This is a genomic window from Xenorhabdus poinarii G6 (genome assembly GCF_000968175.1).
Classification (GTDB): domain Bacteria; phylum Pseudomonadota; class Gammaproteobacteria; order Enterobacterales; family Enterobacteriaceae; genus Xenorhabdus; species Xenorhabdus poinarii.
Map to the genome: position 1 here is coordinate 280,286 of NZ_FO704551.1, position 18,465 is coordinate 298,750.

The 18,465-nt window shown below is 44.1% G+C and carries 13 protein-coding genes; 11 read left to right on the top strand and 2 right to left on the bottom strand.

Annotated features, from left to right (window positions below):
• Positions 1–27 precede the first annotated feature (27 nt).
• Positions 28–477, bottom strand: coding sequence for an IS3 family transposase (locus XPG1_RS01130; protein ID WP_084717245.1), 450 nt, complete (start codon positions 475–477; stop codon positions 28–30).
• A 60-nt stretch (positions 478–537) separates the two neighbouring features.
• Positions 538–1,233 carry an IS6 family transposase gene (locus tag XPG1_RS01135; protein ID WP_045957451.1) on the bottom strand — a complete coding sequence of 232 codons (696 nt, stop codon included), beginning with the start codon at positions 1,231–1,233 and terminating at the stop codon, positions 538–540.
• Positions 1,234–1,664: 431 nt separating this feature from the next.
• Here XPG1_RS01135 and XPG1_RS01140 point away from each other — a divergent pair, with 431 nt between their 5' ends.
• From XPG1_RS01140 to recD, 11 genes are all read left to right on the top strand, one after another.
• Positions 1,665–2,996 carry a PI-PLC domain-containing protein gene (locus XPG1_RS01140; RefSeq protein ID WP_045957452.1) on the top strand — a complete coding sequence of 444 codons (1,332 nt, stop codon included), beginning with the start codon at positions 1,665–1,667 and terminating at the stop codon, positions 2,994–2,996.
• Positions 2,997–3,024: 28 nt separating this feature from the next.
• Positions 3,025–3,579, top strand: a complete 555-nt coding sequence (locus XPG1_RS01145; RefSeq protein WP_231853035.1) for a hypothetical protein — start codon at positions 3,025–3,027, stop codon at positions 3,577–3,579.
• Positions 3,580–3,906 (top strand): lysozyme inhibitor LprI family protein, encoded by a 327-nt coding sequence (locus XPG1_RS01150; RefSeq protein ID WP_045957453.1) that lies wholly within the window; start codon positions 3,580–3,582, stop codon positions 3,904–3,906.
• A gap of 604 nt (positions 3,907–4,510) precedes the next feature.
• Complete coding sequence (locus XPG1_RS01155) at positions 4,511–5,017, top strand: prepilin peptidase-dependent protein (RefSeq protein ID WP_231853036.1); 507 nt, start codon at positions 4,511–4,513, stop codon at positions 5,015–5,017.
• Positions 5,014–5,625 (top strand): prepilin peptidase-dependent protein, encoded by a 612-nt coding sequence (locus XPG1_RS01160; protein WP_045957455.1) that lies wholly within the window; start codon positions 5,014–5,016, stop codon positions 5,623–5,625. Before XPG1_RS01155 ends, XPG1_RS01160 begins: the two co-directional genes overlap by 4 nt.
• Positions 5,626–5,642: 17 nt before the next feature.
• Positions 5,643–6,107 carry a YgdB family protein gene (locus XPG1_RS01165; RefSeq protein ID WP_045957456.1) on the top strand — a complete coding sequence of 155 codons (465 nt, stop codon included), beginning with the start codon at positions 5,643–5,645 and terminating at the stop codon, positions 6,105–6,107.
• Entirely contained in the window at positions 6,107–6,484 is a 378-nt protein-coding gene (locus XPG1_RS01170; RefSeq protein ID WP_045957457.1) for a prepilin-type N-terminal cleavage/methylation domain-containing protein, read from the top strand. Before XPG1_RS01165 ends, XPG1_RS01170 begins: the two co-directional genes overlap by 1 nt.
• A complete protein-coding gene (gene recC / locus XPG1_RS01175; RefSeq protein WP_045957458.1) occupies positions 6,484–9,906 on the top strand; it encodes an exodeoxyribonuclease V subunit gamma in 3,423 nt (1,140 codons plus the stop codon). The genes XPG1_RS01170 and recC overlap by 1 nt, the downstream gene beginning before the upstream one ends.
• A 55-nt stretch (positions 9,907–9,961) precedes the next feature.
• Positions 9,962–12,847 carry a pitrilysin gene (gene ptrA / locus XPG1_RS01180; protein ID WP_045957459.1) on the top strand — a complete coding sequence of 962 codons (2,886 nt, stop codon included), beginning with the start codon at positions 9,962–9,964 and terminating at the stop codon, positions 12,845–12,847.
• A gap of 38 nt (positions 12,848–12,885) precedes the next feature.
• Positions 12,886–16,527: an exodeoxyribonuclease V subunit beta gene (gene recB / locus XPG1_RS01185; RefSeq protein WP_045957460.1), complete on the top strand. Its 3,642-nt coding sequence runs from the start codon at positions 12,886–12,888 to the stop codon at positions 16,525–16,527.
• Positions 16,524–18,425, top strand: a complete 1,902-nt coding sequence (gene recD, locus XPG1_RS01190; RefSeq protein WP_045957461.1) for an exodeoxyribonuclease V subunit alpha — start codon at positions 16,524–16,526, stop codon at positions 18,423–18,425. The genes recB and recD overlap by 4 nt, the downstream gene beginning before the upstream one ends.
• The last annotated feature ends 40 nt before the right edge of the window (positions 18,426–18,465 follow it).

Sequence of the window (18,465 nt, forward strand, 5' to 3'; positions counted from 1 at the left end):
TCCATCATCATAATAGGTGAAACTAGTTTAATCAATGGATTTATCCTGGCTAGGTGGGGTTCCCCGTACGCTTACTTTTAATTTCACCTTGATCCGTTTTGTATTGTAATATTCAATGTATTCTTCTATTTTTTCAATCAGTTCATCCGCACTTTTAAAGTGCTGCTGGTGATACATTTCTGTTTTGAGTAAGGCAAAAAAGTTTTCTGCCATCGCATTATCCAAACAGTTCCCTTTCCTCGACATACTTTGTTTAATATCTTTATCAGCAAGTTGCTTTTGATAAGCCTTATGCCGATATTGCCAACCTTGATCACTGTGAATGAGTGGCTTAGAGTGAGCATCTAGCCCATCTAATGCCTCTTTTAGCATCTCTGTCACTAAAGGCAGACTCGCCTTTTTCGCCACGTTGTAAGCGATAACCTCTTGATTAAATAAGTCAATAATAGGTGACAGATAGACTTTTTGTTCATTCACTTTAAATCGCTCTGTCGCATTAACGGAGGCAAGTCAGCAAAAAGCGGCGTTGTCGATTATTTAGGCAGCTAACCGATAAAATTGCTCTGCAGGTGACAATTCACCCCCGTGTGGAAGTTGATATTGCCCTTTGCGTATCATGTGGATCAGTTCGATGCCAGCCAAGAACGTTTGTGCCCGACGAAACGATTTGAACCCCAGTATCTGTCGTATTCGACGTTTGATATTACGGTGGTCTTGTTCAATCAAATTGTTGAGGTATTTGTTCTGCCGGATAGCAATGTGGTCTTCTTTGGTCTTTCCTGCGTTGAGTGAGTCTAAGGCTGCCGTGTTAGCACCACTTTTGTCAATGGTCACGATTTCAGGTTCGCCGTGGTGACGGATGGCTTTGCGAAAGAAACGCCGCGCCGCTGGCGCATCCCGTTTGGCGGTGAGCAGAAAGTCAATGGTTTGCCCTGAGCTGTCGACAGCTAGGTACAGGTATTTCCATTGACCTCTAACTTTGATGTATGTTTCATCCATTCGCCAACGACGCCCGACGGGACATTTATGGCGGCGAAACACCTTATCCAGCAACGGTACCAATCGAATGACCCAACGGTGCAACGTCGCGTGGTCAACCTCAATACCGCGCTCGGCCATCATCTCTTCGAGATTACGTAGGCTAAGGGCATAAGCGAGATACCATCGCACGCATTGGGCGATAATATCAATCGGAGTGTGAAGACGTTTAAAGGCGTTTCGGATTAACGACATGGGAGACTGGCTCGGTAAATACAGGTAGGTTACCTGATCTCACCGCTTAATGCGACAGAACCGACGCCACCCCATATGATGATTTTTACCGAGAAATTGGTGTGGTCATTATGGGTGCTGAAACTTATGAATGGATCATGAAATTAAGCTTAAACCTTATGAATCAATATAGTTAATATCTAAATGACGATATGATTGATCTATGATCATTTATCATAATAAGCTGTTTATAAAACCTTTTAAAAAACCATGACTCGCTAAAAATAAGGCGAAGTATGGTTGCTCATTTCAAAAATATAATAATATTTTATGTTTACTCGATATAACAAAAATTCTTTAAATCCAACTTGATATTTGATAATCCTTGCTATAATTAAAAGTAACATATAGAGATAATAATATATAGTTATATTTAATGAGGAGAGATAATCATGTTTCAAATCGCAAATTTCATGCCAGTTAATGGCACAGATTCTGTTTGGAAAAAAATATCTGAAACATCACAAAATGTAGATACTTCTGTCTTCCCTGATTTAATTAATCCACATGAAAATAAACATTTTTTTATTTTCGGCTCTGATGAGAATAACATAGTAAATTGTTACTTTGATGTCCAATACCAAATAATGGATTCAAAAAATAGTTGCTTCAGAATACTTGGAAGGTATCAAATTAATTTTGGACGACTAGGTTTAGAAATTTATTTGGAAAATATAGAAACACTCAATCATAAAAAAGGGGATACAGTCAGCCTTGATTGGAAATCAAAGGAATTAACGTACTTATTTCTTATTGGTGATGCTGGTTATTATATAGGGCCTGATATAAATGCTGAATCTTGGATGCAAGACCACCTTCATCTTTTAGGGAATCATTCACTAAAAGAGATCTGTATCCCAGGCTCTCACGATGCAGGAATGAGTGTCGTTACATGGAAAACATTTTTGGCTGCCGAATGTAATACATTAACTCAAACAAATAATATCTTAGGGCAGTTGAAATTAGGCATAAGATATTTTGATATTAGACCTGCCCTTAGCGATGGGAAGTTTTTTACTGAGCATTTTAGTAAAGTTGGCATTTGGGAAGGTGCCCTTGGTGAATCAATAGAATCTATTATTAATGGAATTAATCTATTTGCAAAATACAATAATGAATTGATTATGATAAAACTTTCACATTCTCTTAATTTAGATGTCGGTTTCTTTGAGACATATCGTCCTTTTAACAAAGATCAGTGGTTTGATTTATTCGATCAATTATCTAACATTAATCATTTATTCTACCATAACGGTGTAGGTAACGTCTCCGACTCAACGATTAATACCCTGACCGCTAATGGAACGCGCACAGCCATTTTATTCTTTGTCGATAAAGAAGGAGAATCTGATGTTGATTTAGGTGAATATGAGGATGCAGGATTTTTTTACCTTAGTGAATTAGATATGTATGCTAAGTTTTCTAATTCAGATGATGATACTTTCATGATTCATGACCAAATTCAAAAGATGCATGACCATGCACCAACACAATACTTTGAAATACAGTGGACTCTGACTCAGCAAATTACAGAGGTTGCATCATGTTCCACCGGGATTGGCTATAGTATTAGAGAATTAGGCGATATAGCAAATAATAAGTTGGTAGAAAATCTTCATCCGTATATCACAAAAACAGAATATCCTAATATCATCCTTATCGATAATGTGAAAGATACAATATCGACAATATTATCCTTAGCGATCAATTGGAAGGTACTTTAATGAAGACTCATACAGTGGCAGTATATTAATGGCATTTGCCAAAAATCTGTGCCATACTTTTTTAATCTCAAACAAGGGGTATGCCATTATGTTTTACTCAAGATACTTAACTTATTTGGGGGCCATCAGTCTACTCTCCTCTGTCTTTGCGCTATCTGCCTTTGCACAAGCACAAGTACCCTCTCAACAATTATCTCCAAACCAGAAAAAATACCTTCAACAGCAGATTAATGAACAAGTTATCGATAAATCTGCCCTATCAATGGTAGAGGGTTGGTCAGAGACCAAAAAAGTGGCAGAGTTTATTTGTCGCCCTTTTGCCTTACCCGTTATTCAGAAATATCATAAAGACGCGGATAAAGTTTTTCTTGGTATTGATTCACCAGAGGATATTAATCTCAAAAACACGTCTGAATTGGTCGGCATAGGTATGTACAGAACTGATGATGGCTGGCACAACATACGATTTTCCTGCAAGTTAGATGTCACCGGCAAAGCCCGGTCATTCAAGTTCGAAAACATTGTGCCGCCAAAATTGCAAACCGGGCCAGGGCCTGTCATCCTTCCTCATAAGGAGAAGTAAATGAAATATCTCTGGTTTATGTTACTTATTTTCTCCCCACTGAGTTTTGCTGCCAGTTTTGACTGTGCAAAAGCTAAGGCACCGGATGAGAAAAGCATTTGTTCAAATCCAAAACTCAATGATCTGGATGTGGAGTTAAGTGTGAAATACCACTTTCTGCGTGGATTGTTTGCCATGGGTGTATCAGGCGAGATGTATGATAGCCAAAATGCCTGGCTGAAACAGCGCCAAAAATGCAAGGGAAATACAACCTGCCTGCTACAAAGTTACCGCCAACGCATTCATCAACTTGATATGCTGTATAAATCAATAGAGAAACCGATTTGATAATAATTCATTGGAACTCAAGGAAGGATTTTTTTCCTTGATTTATTTTTAAAATCGGGTTGCCGCCGATTGCCGGTTTTAACCTATAGCAGAATAAGTATAACCTGACGCAGTATACATGCCTCATAAGTAATATTACCTTGTCATTTGAATTTAGCTGTTATACCAGCCCGCCCCGGAGTAGCTTCCTGTTTTTATTTATAAAACAGAATATTAATCTTTTTTCTCAGCCCTGATTTATTTAACTGACCGCAAAGCAATCTAAGTACGCCACATGTTTTGATAAAATCATTATGTGCTAATTTTTCGCAATTTAAATGACACATTTTTTCAATTCACGCGGCGCGCTACAGGGAATTTACGTGTTAGTGATAATAATCGATACGTACATGAGCATTCGGCGTTTATACCGGGTTATTTTTTTACCCCACGTAATGATACGTTTATTTTGTGAACTGTTACGCAATGAGAATGTAATAAAGTAACATACCTGATTTTTCTTCAAATCCCTTCGCATAATCAAGCAATGAGTCTGTTCATTTGTCTCCGGATCGTCAATATTTAACTTAGTTAAAAATAGGCGTGATATATAAATCAGGACATAATGGTGTACAAAAATAGTAACAAGCACCAGGGATTTACATTATTGGAGCTAATGATCGCGATGATCATTATTTCGATTAGCTTATCCTGGGGATTATCTCATTGGGGAAAATATCAACATCGCCTGCATTTACAATCTGCAGTGAATAATGTGTTGTCTTTTATGGAAAGGCAGCAGGCTTTGGCAAACTATTTGAATCAGGATCGTACATTGTGGTTGGTCGCAGGGCAGGGTTGGTGTTTAGTCTCGTCAGTCACCAAAATGACTGATTGTAATGCGGGTGAAGGTGAGCGGGTGAACTCTCCCCATGAAGATGTCTTTTTGCCATTTTCCACAACGGATCATATTGATTTTTATGGCATCAGAAATACAGCCATGCCAGCGAGTTTCACTTTGGCAAATTCGGCAGGGGAAATTAGCGTTGTCATTTCAGGGCGCGGCCGGATCAGGACATGCAGCAATACCCTTAACCCGCTACCGAATTGCGAGGGAATAAAAAATTCATGACTCTGACTATCTTTTGTTTTAAACAAAAACAGGCAGGATTTTCTTTATTGGAAATAGTGATTGCCTTGCTAATCAGCAGTGTGATTTTTATGGCTATGACGAAAACGTATCCTGCACTATCAAATCAAATCCTCGATCTCTATCGTAAATATAGATTGCATTATTTAGTCAATAGGGTCGGCCATTTGATGGAGAAAGATATTCGGCGGGCCGGTTATTGTCAGGAGAGAAAACAGTGTGAAGGCGATCCCTTGGTCATTAAAAATAAACATGCGGAAACAGAAAATTCCTGTTTTATTGTTGCTTTTGATCTCAATTTAAATAACAGATGGGAAAAACCGGGTCATATTGAAGCTGAGTTTTTTGGTTATCGCTTAAATAATCGAACCCTTGAATGGAAGAGAGGGGCAGGAGATTGTCAGGAAAGTGGTTGGGAGCGGCTATTTGATCCAAAAGAGATCGTCATTGATACCTTTCATCTTGAAAAATCACGTGCAAAAGGGGGGATAATTTTTATCACTTTGTCCATGGAAGGTCATTGGCTGAAATCTTCATCAATTGTGCATCGTCAGCAAACAACGATTCGGCTGCGCAATATCAGGGAATAAATAGATCAGGGCATGAAATGCATATGGCAGAAGACAAGCAACAGGGCAATATTTTGCTGGTATCGATAATGATGCTATTGGCGCTGAGTTTGATGATGTTAAAAGCGCTCCACTATCAACAGCAAAGCGCGATGAGGATGATGTTGGATGAACAAAATTATTTGAATGCCTTTTTGCAGGCAGAATCTTCACTGGCCTGGGGAAAAATCCAATTATGGCAGATTGATCAGCAAAAAATAAATGATTGGTTCTGCGTACAGCAAGCTGAATTTAATTTGAAAAGTTGTCTAAGGCATTATTCTGACAATGTGTTTCTCCTAAAAGGGATTGCGCAATGGACTTCAGGAGAAAAACTCGAACTTTATCAATGGATGAAACAGATGAAACCCTTAAATCAAGATACACTTATTGCTGTGCAACTCATGCCAGTTGAAAGCGGTTGGCTGGATTTTTGCCCGGTGTCTCAGGCCGAATTTTGTTAATGAAAATCCCCGGATTACGTGAGTGGCAAGCGGGCATGACTTTACCCGAAGTTATGGTGGCATCCGCTGTATTTGCGATCTCTTTATTGGGCTTAATGCGTTACCATCAGGGGCTGTCAGCCAACTTTCAGCAATATTGGGGGCAGCTCAAGGCGGTTCGATATGCGCATGATCAACTGGAACAATATGAACGTTGGGAAGGCCGGTTTGATCTACAGAAAACAGAGATTGAGGCATTGAAACAACAGGGATGGGAAATGGAATTTCAGCGAGAATTTTACGCATTGGGATGTTATAAGGCCATGATTAAACTGACAGTACATTATAATAAACCAAGTAAATTAGAGCGTTGGTTTTGTGCAAGTGGGGAGCATTGATGTTTAGCGTATATCATTCAAATCAACTCGATATTCTTAAGGAGTTGATGGCGAACTTGATCGGGAATAATCCTCTGCCTGACCCATTTGACAAAGAAATCATTTTGGTTCAAAGCCCCGGAATGTCACAGTGGTTGCAGATTCAATTGGCAGAAAAATTGGGTATTGCGGCGAACATGGAATTTCCATTACCTGCCACCTTTATCTGGCAGATGTTTGCTCGGCTATTGCCCGATATTCCCCAGGATAGCGCTTTCAGTAAGGATGCCATGAAATGGAAATTGATGATCCTGCTGCCTGAGTTATTGACGGAGCCGGAGTTTTCAGCACTCAGGCATTACCTTGATCAAGACATCGATAAACGTAAAATCCACCAGTTGGCTGGCCGGATAGCTGACTTGTTTGACCAATATCTGGTTTATCGCCCACAGTGGTTAACATATTGGGAAAATGATCAACTCATTGATGGCCTTAGCAGCAATCAGTTATGGCAAAAAAGATTATGGTCTGCGCTGACAGAATATACACGCCAGCTACAACAACCTTTGGGGCACCGCGCTAATTTATACCATCGATTTATCACGATGTTGGAAGAAGGGAATTTTCCACCGGAGAAGCTTCCCCAACGCATTTTTATTTGCGGCATTTCCGTATTACCCCCCACTTATCTGCAAGTATTTAAGGTGTTAGGCAAACATATTGATATTCATCTGATGTTTACGAATCCATGCCAATATTATTGGGGTGATATTCAGAGCTATGCATTTCTTGCCAGGCTGAATAGCCGTAAACCAAAACATTACAAAAACCAAAAATTGCTGGAACGGTTTAAAAATCCAGAAGGTGCACCATCGCTGTTTAATGCGGAGGGGGAGCAGGCGCTGAATAATCCATTATTGGCATCCTGGGGAAAACTGGGCCGGGATAATCTCTATTTGTTGTCACAATTAGAGCCTGATGCCGATATTCACGCTTTTGTGGAGCTGGAGTCTGATTGTCTCTTGCATCAAATTCAGCGGGATATTCTCAATCTTGAAGATCATTCCCAGATTGGCTCTACCGAAAATACCTTTAACAATAGTCTGAAAAAACGTCCGATTGATTATGACGATCGCTCTCTGTCTTTTCATTCATGCCATAGCCCGCAGAGGGAGGTAGAAGTATTACAGGATCAAATTCTGCGTTTGCTGGATGATGACCCGTTACTGACACCAAGGGATATCATTGTGATGATGGCAGATATCGATAGCTATACGCCTTATATTCAGGCTGTTTTTGGCAATGCTCCCAATGATCGTTATATCCCTTTTGCCATTTCTGACCGTAAAGCGCGTCAGGCGCATCCCGTCTTACAGGCGTTTATTACACTGCTGGATTTACCACAGAGTCGATTTACGGCAGAGCAGGTGTTGGCGTTATTAGAGGTTCCCGCGTTAGCCAACAAATTTGCGATTCAGGAGGAAGGGCTGCGTTTATTGCGGCGTTGGGTCAAAGAATCCGGGATTTGTTGGGGGTTGGATGATGACAATATTGAGGCACTGTCATTGCCCGCTACGGGGCAGAATACCTGGCGTTTTGGTCTGACGCGTATGCTGTTGGGTTATGCAATGGACAGCCATGCCGGGCCGTGGAATAACGTTTTACCTTACGATGAATCCAGTGGGCTTGCCGCGGAACTCGCCGGGCAATTGGCAGAGTTTTTAATGGCGCTGAATCGCTGGCGTAAAATGTTGAGCGAAGAACAGCGGTTGGTGGATTGGCTGGCGATTTGCCCACAACTACTGGAAACTTTTTTCGAAGCAGATGATGAAATTGAACTGGTTCTGGCGCTGATTACGCAGCAATGGCAAAAAGTCGTGGATAATGGCCTGAATGCGCATTATGAAGACAGCATTCCTTTGGTATTGTTGCGTGATGAGTTGGCACTTCGTTTCGACGATGAGAAAATTAGTCAGCGTTTCCTTGCAGGTTCCCTGAATTTTTGTACCCTGATGCCGATGCGCTCCATCCCTTTTAAGGTGGTTTGCCTGCTAGGCATGAATGATGGGGTTTATCCAAGAACCCTCCCTCCTCTTGGGTTTGATCTTATGGCAGAGAAAACGCAGCGAGGGGACAGAAAGCGGCGTGATGATGACCGTTATCTCTTTCTGGAAGCGTTGGTTTCAGCGGAACGGTTCCTCTCGATTAGTTACATCGGTAAATCAATTCGGGATGATACTCAGTGCAATCCATCCGTATTAGTCAATGAACTACTGGATTATATTTGCCAGAGTTTTTGTCTGTCTGGTGATGAGATGTTGAATGTTGATGACAGTGCCGAAAATATCAGAAAACATTTACTTTCTCAGCATACTCGCGTGCCTTTTGCGGCGGAAAATTTCCTACCTCACCACCACTTGCAAAGTTATGCCACAGAATGGTTGCCTGCCGCGACGCGACAGGGGGATGTTGTGGCTGATTTTTGTCAGCCGATGGCATTTGATCGCAGTGAAATACACGAAGTGACCCTGGATGAATTAATCCGTTTTTATCGACATCCTGTCAGGGCCTTTTTTCAGCAACGGCTAAAAGTTCATTTTGTCATTGAAGAGATGGAGTTGCCTGAAGAAGAGCCTTTTGTTCTGGATAATTTGCAGCGTTACCAATTCAACCAGCTATTGTTAAGCATTCTGATTGAGCAGGGCGCACCGGAATCGTTGTTCCATCACCTGCGTGCATCAGGAGGATTACCCTACGGCGCTTTTGGTGAAGTTTATTGGATGGCGCAATTGGAATCGATGCAGCCACTGGCGGATCGGGTGCGAAAAGAGAGAACAGATTCTTTTTCCATAGAACTCGATGAAAAGTTAGATGCTGTAATATTGACCGGAAAAATGAATCAGGTACAGCCTGATGGCATTTTACGTTGGCGGCCAGCGAACTTAACGGCCAATGATGGTATCCAATTATGGATTGAACATCTTGCCTATTGTCTTTCCGGAGGAACCTGTGAAAGCCGCATGTATGGCACTGGTAAAAAAGGGAAACAAGAAAAGGAAGATAAAAAAGTGTCAGAATACCGCTTCTTACCATTATTGCAGGATGAAGCAAAACACTATCTTAACCAGTTGATAGAGGGTTATTTTCAGGGAATGTCTGAACCGCTTCCCTTGTTTTACCGAAGTGGTTGGGCATGGCTGGTGGATTGTTTTGATCAAAAAACCGGGGACATTGATTTTAGTGAAGAAACTCAGCAAAGCGCTGAGAATAAATTGTTAGAACAATGGTTGGGAACACATGATAGAAAAGGGGAAAGTAGTGATCACTATGTTCAACGGGCATTCCGGCAGGTTGATCAAGGGCTTTTAGAACGAATGAAAGGTGAAATTCAGCACTATTTAGTACCGATGGCGCGCTGGTCAAGCGGGTCACTACTCAAATAGTCTCTTATTGGGAAAGTTTATTTTTTGTTTAAGTCATTAGGGAGAGTATTAGGTTATGCCTAAATCTATCATCCGCATCATGACGATGCTCTTTTTGCTGCTTTGTGGTGGCACTGCCGACGCCCAATTCTCCTGGCAACCGTTGCCAGAGACGATTCATAAAAGTGAACGTGATCCGCGTCAATATAAAGCCATTAGATTACAAAATGATATGACGGTCTTATTGGTTTCTGATGAAAAAGCCATTAAATCACTCGCTGCCGTAGCGCTGCCAGTGGGTCACATGGAAAATCCAGATAATCAGCTTGGCCTGGCTCACTATCTTGAGCACATGGTATTAATGGGTTCCAGCCGTTATCCCCACTCGGGATCATTGGTCGAGTTTTTGCAAAAACATGGGGGAAGTCGTAACGCCAGTACAACGGCCAACCGTACTGCATTCTATCTGGAAGTTGAGAATGAGGCCTTATCCGAAGCTGTTGATCGTCTTGCCGATGCGTTGGCTGAACCCTTGTTAGATCCAGTTAATGCCGATCGTGAACGTCACGCCGTTGATAATGAAATGACCATTGCGCGCGCAGGGGAAGGGCATCGGATGTGGCAAATCCGTGCGGAAACCCTCAATCCCGCCCACCCTAATGCTCGCTTTTCTGGCGGAAACTTAGAAACGCTGAGAGATAAACCGGATAGTAAATTACAGGCGGCACTGGTGGATTTTTACCAACGTTATTACTCCGCGAATTTGATGAAAGGCGTGGTATATGGTAACCAACCTATCGATAAATTGGCTCAAATGGCGGCCGACACTTTCGGACGTATTCCTAATCGGCACGCATCGGTGCCTGCGATTCATGTTCCTGCCATTACAGAGAAAGAAAAAGGCATCATTATTCATTATGTGCCGGCTCAGCCCCATAAAGCATTACGTTTGGAATTCAGCATTGCCGACAATAGCGCCGATTTTCGTAGTAAAACAGATACCTATATTGGATATTTAATCGGCAATCGTAGTCAAAATACCTTGTCTGACTGGTTATATAAAGCTGGTTTAATCGAAGGGATCGATGCAGGGGCAAGTCCAAAAACGGATGGTAATTCCGGGACATTTACGATTGCGGTTTCTTTGACCGATAAGGGGCTTGAACAGCGCGATCAAGTGATCGCGGCCATTTTTTCTTATATTAACCTGTTAAAACAGCAGGGGATTAACAAGCACTATTTTGATGAAATGGGTAAGGTGCTTAACTTGTCATACCAGTATGCATCCATCGTGCGAAATATGAATTATATTGAATGGCTGTCCGATACGATGCTGGTCTTGCCCATTTCCCATGTCCTGGATGCGGGGTATATTGCTGATGACTTCAACCCAACAGCGATAGCCAGCCGTTTGGATGAGTTAACACCGGAAAATGCACGTATTTGGTTTACCAGCCCAACGGAACCCCACAATAAAGAAGCCTACTTTGTACAGGCACCTTACCAGGTCAATAAAATAACCGCAACGCAGCTTGCGGAATGGAAAAAGCTCGCACAAGCAGATCAATTCTCTTTGCCAGAACTGAACCCTTACATTCCTGATGATCTGTCCCTGATTAAGCCGTCTGGCCACCAAAAACACCCTGAAATGATTTTGGAAAAGCCAAATGTCCGCGTGCTGTATATGCCAAGCCAATATTTTGCTGATGAACCTAAAGGGAGCATTACCCTTGAGATGCGTCATCCTAATGGGTTGAAGAACATTCAGGATCAGATTTCAGACACGTTATTGGGGTATTTGTCTGATCTGGCGTTGAATCAGCTAGGTTATCAGGCTTCAGTTGGCGGAATGGGGATCTCTGTCGGTTATGCCGACGGTTTGCGGATCGGCGTCAGTGGTTATACGCAACATTTGCCTGAATTATTGACTTCCGCGATTGAGCAATATATTTCGTTTACACCGACACCAGAGGAACTGGCTCAAGCGAAATCCTGGTATCGGGAACAGCTTGATATCGCGAATAATGGCAAAGCTTTCCAAATGGCCATGCAGCCAATGTCTCGCCTTTCCAGTGTGCCTTATTTTGAACAAGCAGAAAAATTGAATGTGCTGGAGAACATCACCATTGACGATATTGTGAAATATCGTCAGAGCATGATCCAACACTCAGCATTACAGGCGCTGGTTTTTGGTAATTTCACGGAACAGCAGAGTATTCATATCGTTCAATCCGCACAGAAGCAACTCGCGAATCAAGGGACGGTATGGTGGACGGGGGATCACATTGTCATCGACCGTCATTATGCCGCTAATTTTCAAGGAACAGCGAACAGTACAGATAATGCGCTGGCTGAAATTTTTATTCCAACGGGGTATGACCGTATCACGGGAGCGGTGTATTCCAGCTTGCTGAGTAACATTGTGTCACCGTGGTTTTTTGAGCAATTGAGGACGAAAGAGCAGCTCGGTTATGCGGTTAATGCTTTCAATAAAAGTGTCGGTGAGCAGTGGGGATTGGGCTTCTTGTTGCAAAGTAACAGCAAGCAACCGGACTATTTGCATACCCGTTACCAGCACTTTTATCAACAGGCGGATAAAAAACTGAAAGCGATGTCTGACGCTGAATTTGAACAGTATAAAAATTCACTACTGAAAGAGATGCGTGAACCCCCACAGACTTTCTATTCAGAAGTCGCCCGTTATGGCGCAGATTTTGGACGCAATAACTTTCAGTTTGATACACGTGAAAAAATGATCGCTGCAATGGAAAAAGCCACGAAAGCACAATTGATTACGTTTTATGAAAAAGCGGTGATTAAGCGTCAGGGGTTGGCGCTGATATCCCAAATTACCGGGGAAAAAGGCACAGCGTATCAATATGCTAAACTGAAAGGCTGGAAAACCTACGATAGCGTGTCAGATTTACAGAAGCAATTGCCGGTTAAGGTTAACGCTCAGTGAGCAATGAAAGACCGGATTTTGAAATATCAGGATGTCAGATGTCAGGTCATCAAGCAGTCGCGTCTCATAAACTTAATCCGTTAACGTTGCCGCTGTATGGTCAGCGGCTGATAGAGGCGTCGGCAGGCACGGGGAAGACGTATACGATAGGCTTACTGTATCTTCGTCTGTTATTGGGATTGGGCGGCTCGGCTGCCTTTTCCCGGCCGCTGAATGTTGAAGAAATTTTGGTTGTGACCTTTACGGAAGCCGCGACAGACGAGTTGCGTGGGCGTATTCGTGAAAATATTCACCAACTCCGCTTGGCCTGTATACGGGCAGAAACGGTGGTTAGTGACCTGACTTATCAGCAATTGTTGGATGAAATCCCTGATAAGGAAAGTGCAGCCAGTTGGTTATTGGCCGCTGAACGCCAGATGGATGAAGCGGCGATTTACACCATTCACGGTTTTTGCCAGCGCATGTTAGCGCATAACGCATTTGAATCCGGTGTGTTATTTGAACAAACGTTAATTCAGGATGAAAGCCAACTGTGGAAACAAGGTTGTGCTGATTTTTGGCGGCGTCATTGTTATCCCCTGCCAGTGCCAATTGCTGTGGAAGTTAGCCGGATATGGAATGGGCCGGAAGCATTATTGAAAGATATTGCGGGCTATTTACACGGCGATATGCCGTATATCGACAATGCGCCTGAAGAGGATGAAACGCTGTTTAGCCGTCATCAAAAAATCATTGAGCAAATTGATTCGATAAAGCGTCAGTGGAATGATGCCGCGGCTGAATTAGAAGGGCTTATCATGCTCTCAGGTGTTGATAAGCGTAGTTACAGCAAGAAGTATTTGCCTAATTGGTTGAGGAGTGTTTCTGAATGGGCCAGATCGCCCACCACCGACTATCAACTGCCTAAAGATTTGGATAAATTTTGTCAGTCTCGTTTATTGGAAAAGACCAAAAAAGGGGACGTGCCGCAGCATCCGTTGTTTGAAGCCATTGATGGGTTATATCAGTATCCACTGACACTGAAAGATATTATTATCGCCAAAGCGATTGTCGAAGTGCGTCAATCTGTCAATCAGGAAAAACTGACTCGGGGCTATATGGGCTTTGATGACCTGTTGACCCGCCTGGATAGTGCTTTGCAGCGCGCCGGAGGCAAGCAGCTTGCGGCAACTATCCGGCAGCGTTATCCCGTCGCAATGATTGATGAGTTTCAGGATACGGACTCACAGCAGTATCGCATTTTCCAGGCCATATATTGCCCCTCATCAGAAACCCGCTCGCCAAATGCGGAAACACCAGAACATGGCTTGCTGTTCATTGGCGATCCCAAACAAGCGATTTACGCGTTTCGTGGCGCTGATATTTTTACCTACATCCGCGCCCGTTCTAACGTCAAGGCACATTACACGCTGGAAACCAACTGGCGTTCTTCTGTGTCCATGGTGCAAGCGGTGAATAAACTGTTTCTCCAGTCAGAGCGCCCATTCTGGTTTGAACAGATCCCATTCATTCACGTTAAAGCTGCGGAGAAAAATCAGGCGCTGAAATTTTCTTTTTATGATGCGGATCAGCCGGCTTTGCGATTTTGGTTACAGCCTGGTGAAGGCGTTTCCAAAGGTGCCTATGAACAACACATGGCTCGACAGTGTGCAGCTCAGATAAGAGATTGGTTGCAGGCAGGACAAGCCGGAAAAGCACTTTTATACCGAACCGGAAAAGCAAGTTGCCCGGTCAGAGCGGCAGATATTACGGTATTGGTACGTGATCGCCGGGAAGCCGCGTTAATCCGTAATGAGTTAAATACGCTGAACATACCCTCGGTTTTTTTATCCAACCGGGAAAGTGTGTTTGCGACGCCAGAAGCGAAAGATGTGCTTTGGTTATTGCAAGCCGTATTGGCGCCGGAAAAAGCACGGGAATTGAGGTGTGCATTAGCCAGCAGTTTGTTTGGTTTTAGTGCCAAACACATTGATCAATGGAATCACGACGAAGCGGCGTGGGATCGTTTAGTCGATGAATTTGATGGTTATGCTCGTTTGTGGCGTACTCGTGGTGTATTACCAATGCTACGGGCGGTCATGGCGAAATATCGAATAGCAGAGAACCTGTTGGCCGGTGATGACGGTGAACGTCGGCTTACTGATGTGATGCATATTGGTGAGTTATTGCAGGAAACCGCTCAGCAGTTAGATAGCGAACATGCCGTTGTTCGTTGGCTGGCGCAACAAATTTCACGTCCGAATCCACAAGCAGAAAGCCAGCAGTTGAGGCTGGAGAGCGATCGGAATTTGGTGCAAATCTGTACTATTCATAAATCGAAGGGGCTGGAATATCCGTTGGTTTGTTTGCCTTTCATCTGTGGTTACCGGAAACAGAAGCAGGCGGTTTATCACGATCGCCACCACTTTGAAACCCACCTCAGCTTGTCCCATGATGATGAAATATTGAAAAAAGCGCTGGCGCTGGCCGATGAAGAGCGTTTGGCTGAGGATCTCCGTTTGCTGTACGTCGCGTTAACACGCTCAGTTTATCACTGTAGTGTTGGTGTGGCACCGCTTATCAAAGGGAATAGGGGGAAATCGGGTGAGACGGATTTGCACTTGTCGGCGCTTGGATACCTGTTACAAAAGGGGCAGAAAGGGGATGCCGAACTCTTGAGAAGCAGCTTGAATGCGCTTTGTGATGACAATATAGAACTTAAACAGGTAGACGAGATTATTGATTCGCCCTGGTGCGCACAAAGTGAAAATCGTGTATCGCTGGCAGCCAGAAGATTTCAGCGTTCCCTTCGGGATGACTGGCGGGTGACGAGTTATTCCGGTTTGCAATATGCGGCTGCCCACACGTCTGCGGGTGTATTTGGCGAGTCCGTAGAGGTGATTGTGCAATCCATGTCTCCGAAGCTGGATATGGATGCTCGTGGTGAAAAGGCGGGAAAACCGTCGCTACAGATGACGCCACATACTTTTCCACGAGGGGCCGCGGCGGGGACATTCCTGCACAGTATTTTAGAGGCGCTGGATTTCAGTGAGCGCCCGGATCCAGCGTGGTTAGCGGAAAAACTGACTGCCTCAGGATTTGACGAAAAATGGACCTCGATCCTGGCGCGGTGGATAGACGATATCGTTGGCGCAGAACTGAACGAACAAGGCATACAATTGGCTCGTGTGCCCCATCATCAACGACAAAGTGAGATGCAGTTTTACCTGCCCGTGGATAAGCTATTGCATGCAAAGGAAATGGATGCCCTGACGCGTCGCTATGATCCGTTGTCAGCACAGTGTGCGCCGCTATCCTTTCATCAGGTCAAAGGCATGTTAAAAGGCTTTATCGATTTGGTTTTTTGCTGGCAGGATAAGTTTTACGTCGTGGATTACAAATCAAATTGGTTGGGGGAAAACAGCCAGGCATATACGCAAGAGGCGATGGCAAAAGCCATGATAGAACATCGTTATGACTTGCAGTATCAGCTTTATACATTGGCTGTGCACCGTTATTTACGCCATCGGCTGGCCAATTATGATTATCGTCAGCACTTTGGTGGCGTGATGTACCTGTTTCTGCGTGGTATTGATAAGGCGAATCCGGGGCAGGGAATCTACCATTATCTGCCCCCCTTTGAATTTATTGATGAACTGGATACGCTTTTTAGCGATGTTGGTGAGGGAAAAAGCGGATGAATGCCATGATGTCATTGTTGCAGCAAGCGGTAAGCCAGAAGCTATTTCGCTCTCTGGATGTGCAGTTTGCGTATGCGATGATTGAAGATGAAAACCCGCTGTTATTGTTAATTGCGGCTTTGTTAAGTGCGGAGTCAGGTGCGGGGCATGTTTGTTTGCCGTTGGAACGGATTTCACCAAAATACTTTTTTGAAGGCAGGCAACCTGAATTAGCCGCATCACTTTGGGCTTTGGCTGGAGAGCCAGAACTACAGCAAATTCTGGCGGCGTTACAATCCTGTCCGGCGGTCAGTACGGGGGAGTCTCCGACACCGATCGTCCTCAGCCGACAAGGGGGGAATAGTGACCGTTTATATTTACAGCGTCTGTGGCACAGTGAACGGCGTGTTGCCCAGTTTTTTGCTGCTGTGACGTTGACGGAGACGCTGGATGAAATGCAGCTCCGTCATATTTTAGATGATCTTTTTGGTGTGACGGTGGAAGGCGAAATTGATTGGCAGAAAGTGGCGGCGGCAGTGGCGGCAACAAGCCGAATTTCAGTGATCTCCGGTGGGCCGGGTACCGGAAAAACCACCACTGTGGCGAAGTTACTTGCGGCTTTGATCAAGTTGCATGAAGGGAAAAAATTAAGCATTCAGTTGGCTGCGCCAACCGGCAAGGCAGCGGCAAGACTGACTGAATCGCTGAGAGAGGCCGTCAAGAAACTCGATTTGACGTCAGAGCAGTGGCGTAGCATTCCAGAACAGGCGCAGACTATTCATCGCTTATTGGGGGCACAACCCGATAGCCAAAAATTGCGTTATGGTCGTGATAATCCGCTGTCCCTTGATGTTTTGATCATTGATGAAGCTTCAATGGTGGATTTACCGATGATGGCTCATTTGATTGAGGCGTTACCGTCCCGAGCGAAGGTGATTTTCTTGGGGGATAAAGACCAGCTTGCTTCGGTTGAAGCCGGCGCAGTATTAGGCGATATCTGCCGTTTTGCCGAACAGGGTTATAGTACTGAGCGAGCCGAGCAATTAAGCCGGTTAACCGGATGTCAGTTAGACCCTTATTCTTCCGCCCGCGCGACTGAAAACAGTTCTGCGGTGCGGGATTGTCTATGCCTGTTACGTAAGAGCTATCGCTTCAATGCCGCTTCTGGCATTGGTCAGTTGGCATCGGCTGTTAATCGGGGAGATCGCGCCGGTGTTGCTAGGGTATTGCGCCAGTCATTTTCTGACGTTGATTTTTATCCACTGTTAGTCGATGCCGACTATCAGCATCTGCTGGCCGCAACGGCTTCCGGTTACTACCCATACTTAGCGATGGCAAATGCGCAGGCATCGGAAAAAGCAATCCTGGCCGAATTTAACCGTTTTCGATTACTGTGTGCATTAAGAGAAGGTCCTTTTGGTGTGACGGGGCTGAATCAACGAGTGGAACAATTACTGCACCGGAAAGGTGTTATTACCTTGCCCAGAACACCTTTATCCCAAAATACAGAGAATCGTAATTATATTGGGCGTCCGATTATGATTTTGCGTAATGACAGTACGCTTGGGCTGTTTAACGGAGATATCGGGATTATGCTCAAGAATCAGGAGAATGAGCTGAAAGCCTATTTTCAGTTATCTGATGGGCAGATTAAAGGGTTTCAGCCGAGCCGATTACCGCACCATGAGACGGCTTATGTGATGACGGTACATAAGTCTCAAGGGTCTGAATTTGAGCATACGGCGCTGGTTTTACCCACTCAATATTCACCGTTAGTCAGCCGGGAATTGGTGTATACCGCATTGACCAGAGCCAGAGAGAAATTAACCCTTTATGCCTGTCAGCCAGTTTTGGACAAGGCAGTGGCGATAGTCACACAGCGGCGAAGCGGGTTAGCGGAATGGTTCAATCTGCAATAACCCGCAGTAATCATCGGATATGATGAGTGTGATTGGATTA